This window comes from Enterobacter cloacae complex sp. 397G4 (assembly GCF_050031515.1).
GTDB lineage: Bacteria > Pseudomonadota > Gammaproteobacteria > Enterobacterales > Enterobacteriaceae > Enterobacter > Enterobacter hormaechei_C.
Window position 1 is genome coordinate 377,385 of record NZ_JBLGWE010000001.1, and the last position, 17,474, is coordinate 394,858.

The 17,474-nt window shown below is 57.9% G+C and carries 19 protein-coding genes; 2 read left to right on the top strand and 17 right to left on the bottom strand.

What is annotated here, in order from left to right; genetic code table 11:
* Window positions 1–57: 57 nt before the first annotated feature.
* The 16 genes from phnP to ACQG1Y_RS01875 all read right to left on the bottom strand — a co-directional run bounded on the left by phnP (window position 58) and on the right by ACQG1Y_RS01875 (window position 12,012).
* A complete protein-coding gene (gene phnP / locus ACQG1Y_RS01800) occupies window positions 58–816 on the bottom strand; it encodes a phosphonate metabolism protein PhnP (protein WP_252065054.1) in 759 nt (252 codons plus the stop codon).
* Window positions 817–825: 9 nt separating this feature from the next.
* Entirely contained in the window at window positions 826–1,260 is a 435-nt protein-coding gene (gene phnO, locus ACQG1Y_RS01805; RefSeq protein WP_015570217.1) for an aminoalkylphosphonate N-acetyltransferase, read from the bottom strand.
* On the bottom strand, window positions 1,253–1,804 hold the full coding sequence (gene phnN, locus ACQG1Y_RS01810) for a ribose 1,5-bisphosphokinase (RefSeq protein ID WP_032104477.1): 552 nt from the start codon (window positions 1,802–1,804) through the stop codon (window positions 1,253–1,255). Before phnN ends, phnO begins: the two co-directional genes overlap by 8 nt.
* A complete protein-coding gene (gene phnM, locus ACQG1Y_RS01815) occupies window positions 1,801–2,937 on the bottom strand; it encodes an alpha-D-ribose 1-methylphosphonate 5-triphosphate diphosphatase (protein ID WP_047637881.1) in 1,137 nt (378 codons plus the stop codon). The genes phnN and phnM overlap by 4 nt, the downstream gene beginning before the upstream one ends.
* Window positions 2,934–3,614 carry a phosphonate C-P lyase system protein PhnL gene (phnL, locus tag ACQG1Y_RS01820; RefSeq protein ID WP_040118264.1) on the bottom strand — a complete coding sequence of 227 codons (681 nt, stop codon included), beginning with the start codon at window positions 3,612–3,614 and terminating at the stop codon, window positions 2,934–2,936. The genes phnM and phnL overlap by 4 nt, the downstream gene beginning before the upstream one ends.
* 207 nt (window positions 3,615–3,821) lie before the next feature.
* Entirely contained in the window at window positions 3,822–4,577 is a 756-nt protein-coding gene (phnK, locus tag ACQG1Y_RS01825; protein WP_368740774.1) for a phosphonate C-P lyase system protein PhnK, read from the bottom strand.
* A complete protein-coding gene (phnJ, locus tag ACQG1Y_RS01830) occupies window positions 4,574–5,419 on the bottom strand; it encodes an alpha-D-ribose 1-methylphosphonate 5-phosphate C-P-lyase PhnJ (protein WP_023302939.1) in 846 nt (281 codons plus the stop codon). The genes phnK and phnJ overlap by 4 nt, the downstream gene beginning before the upstream one ends.
* Window positions 5,412–6,476: a carbon-phosphorus lyase complex subunit PhnI gene (locus tag ACQG1Y_RS01835; protein ID WP_032646905.1), complete on the bottom strand. Its 1,065-nt coding sequence runs from the start codon at window positions 6,474–6,476 to the stop codon at window positions 5,412–5,414. The genes phnJ and ACQG1Y_RS01835 overlap by 8 nt, the downstream gene beginning before the upstream one ends.
* A complete protein-coding gene (phnH, locus tag ACQG1Y_RS01840) occupies window positions 6,476–7,060 on the bottom strand; it encodes a phosphonate C-P lyase system protein PhnH (RefSeq protein ID WP_003860219.1) in 585 nt (194 codons plus the stop codon). Before phnH ends, ACQG1Y_RS01835 begins: the two co-directional genes overlap by 1 nt.
* Complete coding sequence (phnG, locus tag ACQG1Y_RS01845) at window positions 7,057–7,509, bottom strand: phosphonate C-P lyase system protein PhnG (RefSeq protein WP_032668800.1); 453 nt, start codon at window positions 7,507–7,509, stop codon at window positions 7,057–7,059. The genes phnH and phnG overlap by 4 nt, the downstream gene beginning before the upstream one ends.
* Complete coding sequence (gene phnF, locus ACQG1Y_RS01850) at window positions 7,510–8,235, bottom strand: phosphonate metabolism transcriptional regulator PhnF (RefSeq protein WP_006810434.1); 726 nt, start codon at window positions 8,233–8,235, stop codon at window positions 7,510–7,512.
* A 20-nt stretch (window positions 8,236–8,255) separates the two neighbouring features.
* The gene (phnE, locus tag ACQG1Y_RS01855; protein ID WP_032620758.1) at window positions 8,256–9,035 is read right to left on the bottom strand and encodes a phosphonate ABC transporter, permease protein PhnE; all 780 of its coding nucleotides are present in this window, start codon (window positions 9,033–9,035) and stop codon (window positions 8,256–8,258) included.
* 158 nt (window positions 9,036–9,193) lie between these two features.
* A complete protein-coding gene (gene phnD / locus ACQG1Y_RS01860) occupies window positions 9,194–10,210 on the bottom strand; it encodes a phosphonate ABC transporter substrate-binding protein (protein ID WP_032104778.1) in 1,017 nt (338 codons plus the stop codon).
* Window positions 10,211–10,233: 23 nt separating this feature from the next.
* Window positions 10,234–11,022 carry a phosphonate ABC transporter ATP-binding protein gene (phnC, locus tag ACQG1Y_RS01865; RefSeq protein ID WP_368740775.1) on the bottom strand — a complete coding sequence of 263 codons (789 nt, stop codon included), beginning with the start codon at window positions 11,020–11,022 and terminating at the stop codon, window positions 10,234–10,236.
* Between the two features lie 136 nt (window positions 11,023–11,158).
* Window positions 11,159–11,596, bottom strand: coding sequence for a VOC family metalloprotein YjdN (gene yjdN, locus ACQG1Y_RS01870; RefSeq protein WP_045327679.1), 438 nt, complete (start codon window positions 11,594–11,596; stop codon window positions 11,159–11,161).
* An 80-nt stretch (window positions 11,597–11,676) separates the two neighbouring features.
* A complete protein-coding gene (locus ACQG1Y_RS01875) occupies window positions 11,677–12,012 on the bottom strand; it encodes a zinc ribbon domain-containing protein YjdM (protein ID WP_003860206.1) in 336 nt (111 codons plus the stop codon).
* Between the two features lie 591 nt (window positions 12,013–12,603).
* Here ACQG1Y_RS01875 and crfC point away from each other — a divergent pair.
* Entirely contained in the window at window positions 12,604–14,958 is a 2,355-nt protein-coding gene (crfC, locus tag ACQG1Y_RS01880; RefSeq protein ID WP_414234815.1) for a clamp-binding protein CrfC, read from the top strand.
* Window positions 14,955–15,833 carry a diguanylate cyclase regulator RdcB family protein gene (locus tag ACQG1Y_RS01885; RefSeq protein WP_023295782.1) on the top strand — a complete coding sequence of 293 codons (879 nt, stop codon included), beginning with the start codon at window positions 14,955–14,957 and terminating at the stop codon, window positions 15,831–15,833. The genes crfC and ACQG1Y_RS01885 overlap by 4 nt, the downstream gene beginning before the upstream one ends.
* A 33-nt stretch (window positions 15,834–15,866) precedes the next feature.
* Here the strand turns inward: ACQG1Y_RS01885 and kdgT are convergent, their stop codons facing one another.
* Window positions 15,867–16,859: a 2-keto-3-deoxygluconate transporter gene (gene kdgT / locus ACQG1Y_RS01890; RefSeq protein WP_126766347.1), complete on the bottom strand. Its 993-nt coding sequence runs from the start codon at window positions 16,857–16,859 to the stop codon at window positions 15,867–15,869.
* Window positions 16,860–17,474 lie beyond the last annotated feature (615 nt).

Consider the following 17,474-nt stretch of genomic DNA (forward strand, 5'->3'; position numbering starts at 1 on the left):
AAACCCCGGTATCGCAACGCGTAGGCCGGGTAAGGCGCAGCCGCCACCCGGCAAAACCTAATCCAGTACCAGTACCATCCCGTCATAGCCCGCTTCAATGCCGTCCGGCAGCGGGTTATCCATCATCCACACGTCAAACTGATGGCTGATATGCGTCAGGATCACCTGCGGACAGCCAATCACCCCGTTCAGCGCAATCACCGTATTCAAATCACAATGGTTGCGCGGCGTTTCCGGGCGCGGTTCATGGCTACAGTCGATAATCATCGCCTGCGGCTGATTGTTTAGCAGAAACGTCACCGTTTTATCCGGTAGCCCGGCGGTATCTGAAAGCCACGCCACGCGGCTGTGGGCGGACTCCAGCAGATAGCCAAACGTGAGTTTTGAATGGTTGAGCGGCAGCGGCGTGACCCGTAAGCCCTGAAGTTCAAACATCACAAACGGCTCCACCGTGTGGCTGAAATCCAGAAGGCCCGGATGTTTGAACAGGTCGTCACAGCCTGCGTCGTCCGGCGGACCGTAAACCGGAATGGTCGCCCCCACGCCCCAGCGCAGAGGAAACAGCCCCTGAACGTGATCCATATGATAATGGGTAAGCAAAAACTGCCTGAAACTCCCCGCGGGCCAGTCGTCCATCAGGTGTGGAATACCCGCGTCCAGCAAGGTGACCGAATCGTTGAATTTCACCGCCGCGCTACAGGGGCGACGGCGATAATTTTCCTGTAAACGCGCCCGTCGGCACGCCGCGCAGTCGCAGCCAAACACCGGCACCAGCTGCGCCCCTCCGGTTCCTGTCAGCGTGATCGTCAGACTCATAACGCACCTCTACAGCGGTTTGGTGAAGCGGAAATGGCTTTGCGTATATCCTTCACGAACATAAAAACGGTGCGCGTCCACGCGCTTCACGCTGGTGGAAAGCTCGGTCAGCTCGGCGCCTGCCTGTCGCGCGACGTCCTCTGCCCAGGCCAGCAGCTGGCTGCCCACTTTTAATCCGCGCGCCTGCGGCATCACCACCAGCTCCTGGATCTCGCCGATCCAGCGGGCGTGATGCAGGTGAAACTGCATATGCAGGCCGATCATACCGATGATCTGCCCGTCCAGCTCGGCCAGCTGGTAACGCATATTGTGATCCTGCAAGTTGGCCAGATACCCGGCGTGAAACGCCTGATGATCGAACTCGGCCTGCTTAAGTTCGCAGATCAGCGCGTAAACGATCGGCGCATCGTCGGCGGTGGCGGGGCGAAGCTGGCAGTCAGGCATGCTGTTTCTCCTTCTGGCGAATAAGCGATAGCAAGGTCTCGACTGACTGTAGCAAACTTCCGTCGTTATTGAGGAGATGGCAACCCGACGGGGTGTAGCGCGCCGCCCGTTCCAGCCGCTGGTCGATCTCGCGCGCGTTTTCGCGCCCCCGCTTTTGCAGCCGGCTACGCAGAACGTCCGGGGAAACCTGCAAACAGACCGGGAGCAGCGCCGCTTCGTACCGGGCGCGAGCCTGCGGGAGATGCGCCCGCGAGCCGTTAACCAGCACGTCGAACCCCGCATGCAGCCAGAGGTCAATCTCAATACCGACGCCATAGTAGTAACCGTTGGCATGCCAGCTCAGCGCCAGCAGGTTTTGTCCGGCGCGGGTAAAAAACTCCTGCTCGCTCAGGGCGATATGGTTCTCGCTTCCGGCGTTGGCATCGCGCGTGATATAGCGGTGCGCGACCAGCAGCTGTGAATGTTCCCGCTGCCGTAACGCCGACAGCAGGCTGTCCTTCCCAGAGCCGGACGGGCCCATTAACCAGATGAGTCTTCCCATCAGAATACCCTTTTTCCCTGACGCCAGACGTGGTCGATATGAATGTGCTCGCCCTTACGGTGGGCGAGCACCAGATCGGCCCGTTTCCCCTCGGCAATTTCACCGCGATCGTGAAGATTAAGCGCGCTGGCCGGGTTTTTCGTCACCAGGCGAATCGCCTGTGGCAGCGTGAAGCTGTTGTTCTCGTCGTCCGCGACGCGGAAGGCCGCGTCCAGCAGGCTGGCGGGGTAATAGTCAGAGGAGAGGATATCCAGCAGGCCGAGCGAGGCGAGCCTGCTTGCCGCCACGTTGCCGGAGTGCGATCCGCCGCGCACGATATTTGGCGCGCCCATCAGGACGTTCATGCCGTGCTTACGCGATGCCTCTGCCGCTTCAAACGTGGTGGGAAATTCAGCTATCACGCTGCCAAGCTGGTGGGATTCGCGCACGTGATCGTGCGTGGCGTCGTCATGGCTGGCCAGGGCAATATTCCGGTCCCGGCACATCGCGGCAATGGAGAGGCGATTCGGCTGCGACCACTGGGCCGCAAGCTGGAGCTGCTCTTCTTCGTAGCGCGCCATCTCCGCGTCGTTGAGCGAATATTTGCCCTGATAGTATTCGCGATACTTTTCAATGTTGGCGAACTGGCGCTGCCCCGGCGAGTGATCCATCAGGGAAACCAGCGAGACCGGCTCGCGGCCCACCAGCTTCTCAAACAGCGGCAGGGTGGTGTGGTGCGGCAGCTCGCAGCGCAGGTGCAGGCGGTGCTCGGCGCGGTTGAGGCCGCGCTTTTGCGTCTCCTCCACGGCGTTGATCATCTTCTCCAGGTTCTCCAGGCGATCGCCGCCGTCGCGCACGTCGCCAATCGCCACCGCGTCCAGCACGGTGGTGATGCCGCTGGCGACCATCAGCGCGTCGTGGCTGCTCATCGCTGAATGAGCAGGCCAGTCCACCTTTGGGCGCGGGGTGAAGAATTTATCGAGATTATCGGTATGCAGCTCAATCAGCCCCGGTAGCAGCCAGCCGCCTTCGCCGTCCATCGCTTCAGGAGTGTGGCTCCGGGTTTCGGCAAAGGCGCGGATGACACCGTCCCGCACCTCAACCGAGCCGTTCACGACCTCATTTTCCAGCACCAGCCTGACATTATTGATAATCATACGTTTGTCCCCATCGGGTGCAGTCTGTCCGCCACGCGTTGGCGTACGGCGGCGTCGTGGAAGATCCCGACGATCGCCGCGCCGCGCGCTTTGGCCTGTTCGATCAGTTCCATCACCGCTGCGCTGTTCTTACTGTCGAGCGAGGCGGTGGGTTCATCCAGGAGTAAAATCGGGTAATCGACGATAAAGCCGCGGGCGATGTTGACGCGCTGCTGCTCGCCGCCGGAAAAGGTCGACGGGGCGAGGTGCCACAGACGCTCCGGTACGTTGAGGCGCGTCAGCAGGCTGGCGGCTTTAGCGGCGCAGGTTTCGCGCGGCACGCCGAGATCCAGCAGGGGTTGCATGACCACGTCCAGGGCGGAGATCCGCGGGATCACTCGCAGGAACTGGCTGACCCAGCCGATCGTCGAGCGGCGCACTTCCAGCACTTTGCGCGCGGGAGCCTGAACCAGATCGACCCATTCATTGTTATGGCGAATATGAATATGGCCTTCGTCCGGCAGGTAGTTGGCATACAGGGAGCGCAGCAGGGTGGATTTTCCGCTGCCGGAATGGCCATGCAGCACCACGCATTCGCCGTTGCTGACCTCTAACGAGGCATTTTGCAGTACCGGCAGGCGGACGCCGTTTTGCTGGTGGAGCACAAAGGTTTTACTGACATTTTCAACGTGGATCATTTTGGCCTCGCGATTCGTTTTGCCGGGTGGCGGCTTCGCCTTACCCGGCCTACGGGTGCGGTGTTCGTTTTGCCGGGTGGCGGTTTCGCCTTACCCGGCCTACGGGTGCGGTGTTCGTTTTGCCGGGTGGCGGCTTCGCCTTACCCGGCCTACAAGGTGCGGTGTTCGTAGACCGGGTAAGCGCAGCGCCACCCGGCAACCGCGCCCTCAGTTCTGCAATACGGACGACACCAGCAGCTGGGTATACGGATGATGGGGATCGTCGAGCACGCGGTCGGTTAACCCACTTTCCACCACCTGACCCTGCTTCATCACCAGCAAGCGGTCCGCCAGCAGGCGCGCAACGCCTAAATCGTGGGTGACAATCACCACCGCCAGGTTTAGCTCCACCACCAGGCCGCGCAGCAGGTCGAGCAGGCGAGCCTGCACAGAGACGTCCAGCCCGCCGGTCGGTTCATCCATAAACACCAGCTTCGGATGGGTGACGAGATTGCGGGCAATCTGTAAACGCTGCTGCATGCCGCCGGAGAAGGTGGTCGGCAGGTCGTCGATGCGCGAGGCGGGAATTTCAACCTCTTCCAGCCAGTGCTGCGCCGTGGCGCGGATGTTGCCGTAGTGGCGCGCGCCGGTGGCCATCAGCCGTTCGCCGATGTTGCCCCCCGCCGACACCTGGCGGCGCAGGCCATCCATCGGGTGCTGGTGCACCACGCCCCACTCGGTGCGCAGCAGGCGGCGGCGATCGGCTTCACTCATGCCATACAGCGACACGCCCTCATACAAAATGTCGCCATTCTGCGGCGTCAGGCGCGAGGAGATGGACTTCAGCAGGGTGGTTTTACCGGAGCCGGACTCGCCGACAATGCCCAGCACTTCGCCCGGCCACAGCTCAAACGACACGTCGCTAAAGCCTTTGCCCGGCGCATAAAGGTGAGTCAGGTTATTAACCGAAAGCAGCGGTTTCATTGGCTGTTCGCCTCGCTCTGTTGGCGGCAGTAATCGGTGTCGGAGCAGACAAACATCCGTTTGCCCGTGTCGTCCAGCACCACTTCATCCAGATAGCTATGCTTCGAACCGCAGATGGCGCACGGCTCGTCCCACTCCTGCACCGTAAACGGGTGATCGTCAAAATCCAGGCTCTCCACACGGGTGTACGGCGGTACGGCGTAGATGCGTTTTTCACGTCCGGCGCCAAAAAGTTGCAGGGCGGGCATCATGTCCATCTTCGGGTTATCGAATTTCGGGATCGGCGACGGGTCCATCACGTAGCGGCCGTTCACCTTCACCGGGTAGGCGTAGGTGGTGGCGATATGGCCGAAGCGGGCGATGTCCTCATACAGTTTGACCTGCATGATCCCGTACTCTTCCAGGGCGTGCATGGTGCGGGTTTCGGTTTCCCGCGGCTCAATAAAACGCAGCGGCTCCGGGATCGGCACCTGGAAAATCAAAATCTGATCTTCAGTCAGCGGGGTCTCCGGAATGCGGTGACGGGTCTGGATCAGCGTCGCGTCTTCGGTTTTTTCGGTAGTATTAACGCCCGTTACGCGCTTAAAGAAGTTGCGGATCGACACGGCGTTGGTGGTGTCGTCTGCCCCCTGGTCGATGACCTTAAGCACGTCCGCTTCGCCGATCACGCTGGCGGTGATCTGAATACCGCCGGTGCCCCAGCCGTAGGGCATTGGCATTTCGCGGCCGCCGAATGGCACCTGGTAGCCGGGGATCGCCACTGCCTTCAGGATGGCGCGGCGGATCATGCGTTTAGTTTGTTCGTCCAGATAGGCAAAGTTGTAGCCGCTTAAGTTAGACATTGGCGCGCTCCCGTTGCAGGCGTTTCAGCAGTTCCAGTTCGGCCTGGAAATCGACGTAGTGCGGCAGCTTGAGGTGCGAGACAAAGCCGGCGGCCTCAACGTTATCCGCGTGGGCCAGCACGAACTCTTCGTCCTGTGCCGGGCCTGCAATATGCTCGCCGTAGTCCGGCGCCTGGAGCGCACGGTCAACCAGCGCCATCGCCATCGCCTTGCGCTCGCTCAGGCCATACACCAGCCCGTAGCCGCGCGTAAAGTGCGGATCTTCATTCTCTGGCGCGACAAAACCGTTGACCATTTCGCACTCGGTCATCAGCAGTTCGCCGATGTTCACCGCAAAACCCAGCTCTTCCGGCACGATTTCAATGTCGATATAACCGCTGCGGATCTCTGCCGCGAACGGGTGGTTGCGCCCGTAGCCGCGCTGCGTGGAGTAGGCCAGCGCCAGCAGATACCCTTCGTCACCGCGCATCAGCTGTTGCAGGCGGGACGAGCGCGAACAGGGATAGACCGGCGGCGTGCGGGTGATGTCATCCGGTGTGCTGCCGGTGTCCTCTTCCGCCTTCGCCAGCCCCTGGTTTGCCAGCAGGCTAAAGACGTGCGGGGAGGCGTCTTGTTCAGCGTCAGAGACGCTGAGCTGCGGTGTTTCACCGTTCGCCAGCAGAGTGAAGTCCAGCAGGCGATGGGTGTAGTCGTAGGTCGGACCAAGCAGCTGGCCGCCAGGAATATCTTTGTACACCGCAGAAATACGGCGCTCTAATCGCATTTCCGCCGTATTCACCGGCTCGCTAACCGCCAGCTTCGCAAGCGTAGTGCGGTAAGCGCGCAGCAGGAAGATGGCTTCCACGTTATCGCCGCTGGCCTGTTTCAGCGCCAGCGCCGCCAGTTCGCGGTCCGCGATGCCGCCTTCGGTCATCACGCGGTCGACGGCCAGGTTTAACTGCTGTTCAATCTGGGCGACGCTCAGCTCGGGAAGGGCGTCATCCCCCCGGCGTCTGTGCGCCTGCAAGGCATGGGCGGCGGCGATCGCCTTCTCGCCCCCTTTGACGGCAACGTACATCAGCACACCTCCACGTGAGTGGTTCTCGGGATCGCCAGCAGGCGCTCGCCGCAGGTCAGGATCAGGTCGATACCGAGCGGGAACGGATGCGGGCGCTCGGTCAGCTCATGAATGATGCACTCCGGCAGCTGGGGGGCGACCATCCGCTCGTCGGCAATCCCTGCACCCGTCAGGCGCAGCATGCGGCCACCGCTCAGGCTGGAGACCTGCAAAATCAGCGTAGCGCTGGTTTCTGGTGCGACGGCGCTGCCTTCGCTCAGGGCGTTAAGCTGTTCGTGGCTGATTTGCTCGTCGGCCACGGCGAAGACCGCCTGCTGGGGCTGCTCGACCAGCGGCGCGTTGGTGTGAAAGCGCAGGTTCTGGCTGGCGATATCGTTCAGCAATGCGCCTGACAGCCATACCGGGGTGTCGTTGTCCGCCAGGGTCAGCAGCACGCTGGTCGAGGCGAGGTTCAGCGGCAGCCAGCCCTGGGAGAGCTGGTGCAGCGAGACAATGACGCCCGGCTCGCTCATGGCTTTCAGCAGGCGACGGAAACTCTGTTGGGCATCCTGGACGGCCAGGGTAAAAGCAGGTTGAAGCGTCATGCGTTGTCTCCGCGAACGAGCGTAAAGAAGTCGACCCGGCTGGTATTCACTTCGGCCTGACGCGCGGCAAGGCGTGCGGCGCGGTCGGCTTCCAGCGGGGCAATAAGGGTTTCCATTAACGTCTGAAAATGCGGCTGTTCCTGTAAAAGCGCGTCGATCGCTGCGCAGCGCTCGGCGTGCGTTTTGTCGCGCCCAAGTACGTAGCCGTAGCCCAGCGTGCCGCTTTTCAGGCGGATCACCGCGCGGGTGAGGGTGGCATCGCCGGCGAAGAAGCGCTCGCCGGTGCCGCCCATGCGTGCCTGGATCTGCACCAGGCCGATCTCCGGCGCGCGGATCGTGTCGTAGTCCGGCGTCAGGCCGAGCGCGCTCATGCGGGCAGCCAGCGCATCAGGCTGGCTGTGGGCCAGCACGCGCATCCAGCGCTGACGAGTGGAGGTTTCGAAGTGCATTCAGTGCTCCATGGTAAATTCAATCATGTCGGCGCGGGTCAGGCTGACGGAGTATTCCGTTGCGTTGACGTCGCCGTCACGGTGGTTGAGGGTGCGCACGCAGAGCAGCGGGGCCATGTTGGGGATCTCCAGCACCTTGCTCTCTTTCGCCTGCGCGCGGCGGGCGCTGATGCGCGTCTGGGTGCGTTTGAGCGCGATACCCGTCGCGTCCTGAAGAAAATCATGCAGGGAACCGCTGGCGAAATGTTGCAGCACGGGCCAGAGGGTGAGGTCCGCGAAGTAGTGGTCGATCTGACAGACCGCCACGCCGTTCACCCGGCGCAACGTGCGCAGGTGAACGACGTTGTCGCCCTCCTGAATCCCCAGCGCGTCCGCCACGTGGCGGGAGGCGGGGCGCAGGACTGACAGCAGCTTTTCGCTGGTGGGGTGGCTGCCCTGATCGAGCAGGTTCTGGCTAAAACGCGCCTGGGCATTGAGCGGGTAGTCGAACGGACGCATCAGCACCAGTACGCCGACGCCCTGACGGCGCTGGACCCAGCCGCGCTCCACCAGTTGATCGATGGCGCGACGCAGGGTGTGGCGATTCACTTCGTAGCGGTCGGCAAGCTGCTGCTCAGCGGGCAGGTAGTCTCCGCAGCGGTAGTGCGTGCGCAGCTCCACTTCGAGCTTTGCCGCAATCTCTTGCCAGCGGGTGGGGTAACTGGTCGGATGTCTGGATAAGTGCATACAAATCAAAGCCTCGCTTCTCAGATGAAGTGCTTACGCAAACGTTGAGAGAGGAAATCCAGCAGGCTCACGGTGACGATGATGAGCACCATCAGGGCGCAGGTTTGCTGGAACTGGAAACCACGAATGGCTTCCCACAGGGTGACGCCAATGCCGCCTGCGCCCACCATGCCGACCACGGTGGCGGAGCGAACGTTGGACTCGAAGCGGTACAGGGAGTAGGAGATGAGCAGCGGCATCACCTGCGGCAGGACGCCGTACAGGATCTCTTCGATTTTGTTCGCTCCGGTTGCGCGGATGCCTTCCACCGGGCCGGGCTCGATGGCTTCAACCGCTTCGGAGAGCAGCTTGGAGAGCACGCCGGTGGTGTGGATGAACAGCGCCATCACGCCCGCGAACGGACCCAGGCCGACGGCGACCACGAACAGCATCGCAAAGACCATTTCGTTGATGGCGCGACAGGCGTCCATCAGGCGACGCATCGGCTGGTAAACCCACCACGGCACGATGTTTTCGGCGCTCATCAGGCCAAACGGAATGGAGAGGATCACGGCGAGGGCGGTGCCCCAGACGGCAATTTGCAGGGTGATCGCCATTTCACCGAGGTAGTCCTGCCACTGGCTGAAGTCCGGCGGGAAGAAGTCGGCGGCGAAGGTCGCCATGTTGCCGGAATCTTTGAAGAGCAGCAGCGGATCCATCTCCGCGCCCTTCCAGGAGATAACGAGCACCGCCAGCAGAACGGCCCAGCTTATGAGCGAGAACCAGCTGCGCTTTGGCGGCGGGAGGGTGATGGTTTGCATGTTTTACTCCGCGGGTCTTTGTGTGCCGGATGGCGCTACGCTTATCCGGCCTACGATCTGTTCCCCCTCTCCCTGTGGGAGAGGGCCGGGGTGAGGGCATCAGCGTGCGCATTTCCCCCTCACCCTAACCCTCTCCCTCAAGGGAGAGGGGACGTAAGTTACTGCACCGCTTTATTCACGCTGGTCATGGCACCGAGCGCGGCGGTCAGGCGGTCGAGATCGTCCAGCTGCGCCTGAATTTCCGACACTTTGCTGGTCTTCTCTTCTTCCTTCAGACCCTTGTTATCCTTCACGCCCTGCATCTGCTTGAACAGCGCCAGCTGGCGAATCGGCACCAGCTGCAAATCGCTGGACGCGCGGAACGGCGCCCAGCCCAGACGCGCCAGAACCGCTTTCTCTTCCGGCGTTTTGCCGTAGTTCATAAAGAAGTCGTAGACCTTGTCCTTGGTATTCTCAGAGAGGTTTTTGCGCCACACGATCGGGTCGCCCGGGATCAGCGGCGATTTCCAGATAACCTTGATTTCCTTCAGCTTGTCCGGCGCGGAGGTCTTCAGCTTGTCGAGGTTTTCAGTGTTGTTGGTGGCGACGTCAACCTGCTTATTCGCCACGGCCAGGGCGTTGGTTTCGTGGCTGGCGTTGACCGTGCGCTTAAAGTCGCTGGCGGAGACGTTGTTTTTCGCGAAGACGTAATAGCCAGGGACGAGGAAGCCGGAAGTGGAGTTCGGGTCGCCGTTACCAAAGGTCAGCTCTTTGCGTTTGGCGAGCATGTCGTTGAGATTGTTGATCGGGCTGTCTTTGTTAACGATCAGCACGCTCCAGTAGCCCGGGGAGCCGTCTGCCGCAACGGTCTGGGCGAAGACCTGGCCGTTCGCGCGATCTACCGCTTCCATAGCAGAGAGGTTGCCATACCAGGCGATGTCGACTTTGTTGAAGCGCATTCCCTGAATGATGCCCGCGTAGTCCGGGGCGAAGAAGGCGTTTACTTTGATCCCCAGTTTGGTTTCCATATCTTTCAGGAACGGTTCCCACTGCGGCTTCAGGTTTTGCTGTGATTCCGTTGAAATGATGCCAAAGTTCAGCGCTTTTTCCTGTTCCTCAGCGTAAGCAGGGCTTAGCAGGGTGCTGATGCTGAACATGCTGGTGAAGGCCAGCGCGGCAACGGCTTTGTAGTTCATGTCCATTCCTCGTTATGGGGACGTTAAGCAGCCTGCGCGCGCTCTTCGACGCGGTTTACGCTGCGGTAGAGATGATCGAAACGTTCGTTATCAAACTGGTGGCTTGCGCCATCGAAGAACACATGGCCCTGACGCAGGGCGACGATGCGCTCGCAGTAGCGCAGGGCGTAATCCACCTGATGCAGCGTCACCACCACGGTGATGCCGTCGTTCTGGTTGATGTCGCGCAGGGTTTCCATCACGATGCGGGCCGATTCCGGGTCCAGCGAGGCGATAGGTTCATCGGCCAGAATGATTTTGGCTTTCTGCATCAGGGCGCGGGCGATGGCGACGCGCTGCTGCTGTCCGCCGGAGAGCGTGGAGACGCGCTGGTGGGCGAAATGCGCCATGCCGACGCGGGTCAGCGCCTGTAAGGCTTCTTGCTTCTGGGATGGGGAGAACCAGCGCAGGCAGGTGCGCCAGAACGGGGTGCTGCCGAGCGCGCCAATCAGCACGTTCTCGAGCACGGTCAGGCGGTTCACCAGGTTGAACTGCTGAAAGATATAGCCCGTCTGAGCGCGGCTTTTGCGAATATTGCTCGCCAGACGCCCCGCATGTTGCACGGTGTTCCCCAGCAGTTCGACGCGGCTTTCCGGCGTTTTGTCACAGGTAATCAGGCCGCTCAAATGACGAAGAAGGGTGGATTTACCTGAACCAGACGGTCCCAACAGCGCCACCATTTCGCCCTGCTGGACGGTCAGATCAACGGCATGCAGCGCCTTGTTGTGATGGAAGGTTTTGCTCAGTTTCTCGACGCGAATGACAGTTTGCATGTGCCGGGCCTCACGATAAATGTGGCCTCATGCTGGCGCATCAATATGACATTTGGGTTAAGTCTCGGTTGCGGGAATTTGAAGAGTTGAGGGGAGTTTGATGACAGGCGGAGGCAGACTGCCCACCGCCCGAAAATTAGTGCTGCTGCTTAACGACGTTAATCATCCACGGCACGCCGTATTTATCGGTGACTTTCCCGAATCCGTGCGCCCAGAAAGTCTCCTGCCAGGCCATTTCGACATTGCCGCCATCAGAGAGGTTGTCGAACCAGCGTTTGCCTTCATCCACGTCCTGCGTGTCGAGCACCAGCGTAAATCCGGCGTACTGCGTGCTGCTACCGGGTGGCAGACCATCGCTCATCATGATATCGCTGCCGGCAATGCGGACATTAGAGTGGGCGATGGCGGTATCCGGGAAGTTCATGCCTGACGGACAGCCTTCTTCGCTGTTTTCGTCTTTGGGCATTTCGCCGAAGGTGATTTTGTAGAGGAGTTCTGCGCCGATGGCCTGCTGATAGAAGGCGGTCGCCTCCGCACAGTTGCCGGCGAAAGAGATGTAGGGACTTAACGGCATAATCTTTACCTCACGTAAGAAAAGCCCGTTAAGTGTAGTTCCCGAACGCCCGGTAAGCGAAGCGTCACCGGGCGGGACAATCAGTTCTTTTTCACGAACTCAGATTTCAGTTTCATCGGACCGAAGCCGTCAATTTTGCAGTCGATATTATGATCGCCTTCAACCAGACGGATATTTTTGACTTTAGTGCCGATCTTCAGCATGGAGGAACTGCCTTTTACCTTCAGATCTTTCACAACGGTAACGCTGTCGCCGTCTGCCAGCAGGTTGCCGTTTGCGTCTTTCACGATCAGCGCATCGCTGTCCTGTGCAGGCTCCGCATCGTTCCATTCATGGGCGCATTCCGGGCAAACGAACATGCCATTGTCTTCATAGGTGTATTCAGAATTGCATTTCGGGCAGTGTGGAAGTTGCATGTTGGTATCCTCAAAAGTGTTAACACGCTGGAAAACGCCAGCTAAATGACGGCAGTGTGCCGAAAAAGGCAGCGAGTATAACGCAAATCCCCACTTTTGTCGGTGATATTGTTTTATAAAAATAGCGCATAAATGCGCAAGCGATGACACGAACTGTCAGTGAATTAAGGGAAGCTTAAGCCCTGTACGGCAGAGATCGTAATCATGCTAAATGTATCGAATATTTTATTACAGCAAATTGCTACGCTGTGCCATTTCGGATAAGGTGAAGGAACAAGCCGTTATTTATCTATCCTCTTCTGACGCCATACATCTTTTGGCGCCAGGGAATACCTCTCTTTTTTGGTGGGTAAATAACGATGATATATCCTGATGTTTCCTGAAAATGCGTTTTGTCTATTCACTTTTGGCTTTCTGGCCAGGGGATGTTTTACACGTATTACGAGGGTGGTTTTTAAATTCTCATTATCTTCAGTTAGTTGTATTAAATGAACATGTTTTCCATACGTGATCATATAAGCCTGAAAAGTATAATTAAAACATCGTGGCTTAATAAAAGTAATAAATTTGCGTTAAGGGAAGGCTTTTGTCATGCACACACAGACCATATTTGAATTAAGCCAGGAAGCTGAACGATTGTTACATCTCGCTCTGAACAATCTTGATTCATTAAAATCTATGCCGATTGCAAAGCTGGATAGCACAGCCGCTGCGATGAGCGGCGTTAATAACAACGTTTTGCCGTTACATTTTAGCGCACGGGGTGTCGACGCTCAGCAGGCGATGCTGAATAACGAATTACGCAAAATAACCCGCCTCGAAATGGTGCTGGCGATTGTGGGTACCATGAAAGCGGGAAAATCGACCACCATTAATGCGATTGTGGGCACGGAAGTGCTGCCGAGCCGCAATCGTCCGATGACGGCACTTCCCACGCTGATCCGCCATACGCCGGGCCAGAAGGAGCCGGTGCTGCATTTTTTGCACGTTTCGCCCATCGATACCCTGATTACCCAGTTGCAGAAAAAACTGTGCGATAAAGATCGCGGCAAGCTGGCGCGGCGTCTGGAAATCGACAAGGACATGAATACGCTGCTGGAGCGCATAGAAAGAGGTGAGGCGTTTGAAAAACATCACCTGGGCGCGGAGCCCATCTTTCATTGTCTGAAAAGCCTGAACGATCTGGTGCGGCTGTCTCAGGCGCTGGGCGTGGAGTTTCCGTTCTCTGAATATGCCGCGATTGAACATATTCCGGTGATTGAGGTGGAGTTTGTGCACCTCGCCGGTCTGGATGCGCACCTGGGGCAACTGACGCTGCTCGACACGCCGGGGCCGAACGAGGCCGGTCAGCCGCACCTGCAAAAAATGCTCAGTGAGCAGCTGGCGCGCGCCTCCGCCGTGCTGGCGGTGATGGACTACACCCAGCTTAAATCCATTTCTGATGCGGAGGTTCGTCAGGCAATTTCGGCCGCCGGGAAATCCGTGCCGCTTTATGCCCTGGTCAATAAATTCGATCAGAAAGATCGTAACAGCGACGATGAAGAGCAGGTGCGGGCGATGATTTCCGGCACGCTGATGAAAGGGAATATTTCTCCGGGGCAAATTTATCCGGTCTCTTCCATGTGGGCCTATCTGGCAAACCGCGCCCGCTATGAGATGAACGTTCATGGGCGCCTTCCCGATCATCAGGATCAGCGTTGGGTACAGGATTTTGCCGAGGCCGCGCTGGGCCGCCGCTGGCGAACGGCCGACCTGGACGATATTGACCATATTCGCCATGCGGCGGATCTGCTGTGGGAGGATTCGCTGTTCGAACAGCCCATCCGCAAACTGATTTACGCGGCTTACGCCAACGCCTCGCTGTTCGCTTTGCGGTCGGCATCGCATAAGCTGCTGAACTATGCGCAAAATGCCAGAGAATACCTGGATTTTCGCCATCAGGGACTGACGGTCGCTTTTGATGAGCTGGAGCTGAATATTGCGCGCCTGGAAGAGGATATGACGATGCTGCGTCAGCGGCAGAGCGTGGTGAGCGATGAGGTCCAGCATGAAGTTGAAGAGGCGCTTAACGCAACGGATGCATTCCTGCTTCGCCAGAAAGGGGAACTTCACCAGGCGCTGGGCGACATTTTTAGCCGCCCGTCTATTCTTGATTTAGCAGGGCGCGAGCCATCCAGTTTGCGTGCAGACGACGCGGATGCGATCCAGCAGCTGGTGCTTGACGATGAAGGGCAGGCGCAGATTGTCCTGAGCAAGATCCGATCGTCATGCGAGCAGATTATGCTGAATGCGCAGAGCAGAATTGGCCGGGAGCTGGCGTTACGCTTCGATCAGCTGGAGTCTACGCTCGCCCGATCGTTGAATGAGGCGATGCGACCCATCGAGACGCGAATTAAGGAGCAGCTCAGTCATGCCGGATTTCGGGCGCGGATTAGCTTCCCGGCGTTTCAGGCAAACCAGCTTAATTTCAATACGCGCGGCTTATTTAATGATGCCATTGTGCAGGACACCCCTCCCGCCAGTCAGCCAGCAGGGGCAGGCAGCGTACGTAATACCGTCTCGCGCTGGCTCAATAATCCCGGCTGGGGCTGGGAAGAGTATGTCGTGACGCGCACACGCTATGTCATCGACATCGTTCAGCTTCATGGCAAATTTACGCAACATATCGATCAGTTTTGCGATCAAATACGTAAAGCTTTGGCCGCGCAGGTCGATGTCTCTGTTACGGCAGGTATGGCAACGTTCTTTGCAGAGTTTTCGTTGTGCCTGACCGGGTTACAGGAAAGCTTGCGTGATAGCCTTGCCGTGCGGCAGCAGAATGAACATTCAACCCGGGCGCTTAGCCAGTTGTTGAAGCAAAGTATGACTACTGCGGCGTGGATTCAGGAAGATACCCGACTGTTACGCGATGATATTCAAACCTTATTCGCGGCAGAGCAACCATGACAACACAGCTACTGGACGGTCCCGGGCGGACGCTGGAGTGTATTCATCCAAAATTTATGGTCGATTTGGTCCAGGGGGCGGATGCTGCACGTCACTCCCTCCTGGGGCCACAGCAACTGCAATTTCGTGAGCGTTTGACGCAGGAGATCATTACGCAGACCCGGCTGCGGCCGTGGGCAATGGCGGGAATGCTCAACGAAAATGCAGCGCTGCGGCTGGGTCTGGCGGAGAAACTGGCCGGTATGCTCGACCCCGGACACCTTGCGCTGACCCGTATGTCCGACAGGCTGGTAGCCCTGCGCCAGCAGGTGAATCCACGCCTCCCTCAACCGCCCGGATTGTTGCAACAGTACGAAGAGCTCTCCGCACATTTCAACCAGCGTGCCGCCTATAAAGAGAAAGCGCTCGCGCAGCGCGGCCTAACGGTTCAGGCGGGTGAGCACAGCGAGCAAATTTTTACCCGCTGGCGAGCCGGGCAGTATGACGGCTGGTCGCTGGCTGGCCGCTGCTTTATCGTGCTGGAAGAGTTGCGCTGGGGGGCGTTTGGCGATGCCTGTCGTCTGGCGAATAGCGATGTGGCGGCCATGCTGAAAGATAATCTGCGCAGCATGGCCGCAAACTATCTGGCACAGGGAATTAATGCTTCTCCCACCACCCGGCATTTTTACCATCAGTGGCTGACGACGCCCGCTTCTCCCGGTCTGATTGATTATAAAGATATGCTGGGCTGGCTGGGGGACTGGTGTCAGGCGGATAAACATCCGGTGAGCTGGTCAGTGACGCAGAGCTGGCAAACGGTCGCGCTGGGGATGCCGAGACTCTGTTCGGCAAAACGGCTGGTGGATGGCATGGTGGAAGAGATATTTGGTACGTGATTGCCCCCTCTTTTTAAGGAGGGGGCGAAAGGGTTAGTGGTGCATTTCTACCGCTTCAGGTTCTGTTTGGGACTCATGCACATGCCCAAAGCGTCTGGCATACAGTGCCGTGATGACAGGGACCAGAATTGCCGTCACAATCACGCTGGCGGCAACCAGAGCCGTGGCGGAAGCGGCCACGGGTTCAAAGGCCGGGTTAATCTGGGCGATAATCACCGGGTTGGCTACCGCAGCGCCTGCGGCCGAAGAGGCGGCCACGCCCGCGGTTCCGTTGCCGCCCCCGATGACGCGGTCTGCAATAATCAGTGGAATACCCGTGATGACGATGACGGCAACACCCAGCACAATGCCCAGCAGGCCGGTTTCCAGAATCACGTTCAGGTTGATGGTATTGCCCAACGCGAAGCCGAAGAACGGGATCAGTACCGGGGTGGCTTTGCTGAAGAAATCACGCAGATCGTGATCGAGGTTGCCCAGCGCAAAACCAATCAGGAACGGCAGGATCGCCCCGACAAAATGGTGTGGTTCAAAGGAGGCAAGGCCGGCAGACCCCAGAATCAACATCGTCATCAGCGGACCCGACTCCAGGGACATCAGCACGAACGCGCCCGATTCTTCTTTGGTGCCATATTGATTCATCAGGCTGGCATAGAGACCGCCGTTGGTCATATCCATTGCTGAGACTATGGCCAGAACGGATAATCCGGCAAAGAAGCCGGTCTGAATTCCATTCTCCGGAATGAACATTGCACAGATCATGGCAACAACCCAGGCGACCGCAATTTTAGTAATGACCAGCGTCCCTGATTTACGTAATACCGTACCTGTTGCACGCAAGTTAATTGATGCGCCGATGCAAAAGAACCAGACTGCCAGAATCGGTACCGTTCCGGTAATCATACCTTTTGTAAAACCGCCAAAATAAGCACCGGTATTCGGGGCTAGCGTATTTAATATCGCGCCAAGTACCAGCGGGACCAGCATCATCCCGCCCGGGATGCGTTCTATTGTTGCTTTAATCTTCATCATTAACCCTCACATCTCGTCCGCATGGCTGGCGGAAAGCTCAAAAAATAGATCAACAAATTCAAACGATTGCCTTTTTTGGGGCCAATCGATTCGTTATTTATGCTGTAGAGCGAAATTCAGGTGTTCAGCATTCCTTCATTTGAAAGCTGCTGGGATATCGTGTTCGGATTTATCATGCGATCTTTGGAATTGTGATTCAACGAAAATAAAACGCTGTTTTAGTTATCTTCGTCACATATTGAATGTAAACAGGATTGCCCACTGTTAATAATTGAATTTTGTGTAAATTCGCTGTGAAGAAATGTGCTTGCATTTTGTTTGGGGAGGAATAATAACGGGCGTTAAGATCTGTTTGATAAGGGGGTTTAGAATGACCTTATTTATCATGAATTGACAAAAGCTGAAGGCAGCTTACGAACAGGAAAAATATGTGTGAAGTTGATCACATATATAAACGCTGGTAGGGTAAAAAGGTCTTTAACTGCCCAGACAGGCGTCAACAGGTTCGGTTGTATTGAGGTAAAACGTCAATGTAAGTAAACCTGCTACGCTTGAATAAGGAGATTCGCATGGAGCGGGTCTCTGGTTCACAGCTTGCAAAATGCGCTGTGA

Excerpts from the sequence above, each read along its gene's own strand:
- phnD (WP_032104778.1), bottom strand. The coding sequence starts at position 10,210 with ATGAACTACAAAGCCGTTGCCGCGCTGGCCTTCACCAGCATGTTCAGC.
- phnL (WP_040118264.1), bottom strand. The coding sequence starts at position 3,614 with ATGATCCACGTTGAAAATGTCAGTAAAACCTTTGTGCTCCACCAGCAA.
- ACQG1Y_RS01885 (WP_023295782.1), top strand. The coding sequence starts at position 14,955 with ATGACAACACAGCTACTGGACGGTCCCGGGCGGACGCTGGAGTGTATT.
- phnH (WP_003860219.1), bottom strand. The coding sequence starts at position 7,060 with ATGACGCTTCAACCTGCTTTTACCCTGGCCGTCCAGGATGCCCAACAG.
- phnJ (WP_023302939.1), bottom strand. The coding sequence starts at position 5,419 with ATGTCTAACTTAAGCGGCTACAACTTTGCCTATCTGGACGAACAAACT.
- phnE (WP_032620758.1), bottom strand. The coding sequence starts at position 9,035 with ATGCAAACCATCACCCTCCCGCCGCCAAAGCGCAGCTGGTTCTCGCTC.
- ACQG1Y_RS01875 (WP_003860206.1), bottom strand. The coding sequence starts at position 12,012 with ATGCAACTTCCACACTGCCCGAAATGCAATTCTGAATACACCTATGAA.
- phnG (WP_032668800.1), bottom strand. The coding sequence starts at position 7,509 with ATGCACTTCGAAACCTCCACTCGTCAGCGCTGGATGCGCGTGCTGGCC.
- phnF (WP_006810434.1), bottom strand. The coding sequence starts at position 8,235 with ATGCACTTATCCAGACATCCGACCAGTTACCCCACCCGCTGGCAAGAG.
- phnP (WP_252065054.1), bottom strand. The coding sequence starts at position 816 with ATGAGTCTGACGATCACGCTGACAGGAACCGGAGGGGCGCAGCTGGTG.
- crfC (WP_414234815.1), top strand. The coding sequence starts at position 12,604 with ATGCACACACAGACCATATTTGAATTAAGCCAGGAAGCTGAACGATTG.
- ACQG1Y_RS01835 (WP_032646905.1), bottom strand. The coding sequence starts at position 6,476 with ATGTACGTTGCCGTCAAAGGGGGCGAGAAGGCGATCGCCGCCGCCCAT.
- yjdN (WP_045327679.1), bottom strand. The coding sequence starts at position 11,596 with ATGCCGTTAAGTCCCTACATCTCTTTCGCCGGCAACTGTGCGGAGGCG.
- phnO (WP_015570217.1), bottom strand. The coding sequence starts at position 1,260 with ATGCCTGACTGCCAGCTTCGCCCCGCCACCGCCGACGATGCGCCGATC.
- phnK (WP_368740774.1), bottom strand. The coding sequence starts at position 4,577 with ATGAAACCGCTGCTTTCGGTTAATAACCTGACTCACCTTTATGCGCCG.
- phnM (WP_047637881.1), bottom strand. The coding sequence starts at position 2,937 with ATGATTATCAATAATGTCAGGCTGGTGCTGGAAAATGAGGTCGTGAAC.
- kdgT (WP_126766347.1), bottom strand. The coding sequence starts at position 16,859 with ATGAAGATTAAAGCAACAATAGAACGCATCCCGGGCGGGATGATGCTG.
- phnC (WP_368740775.1), bottom strand. The coding sequence starts at position 11,022 with ATGCAAACTGTCATTCGCGTCGAGAAACTGAGCAAAACCTTCCATCAC.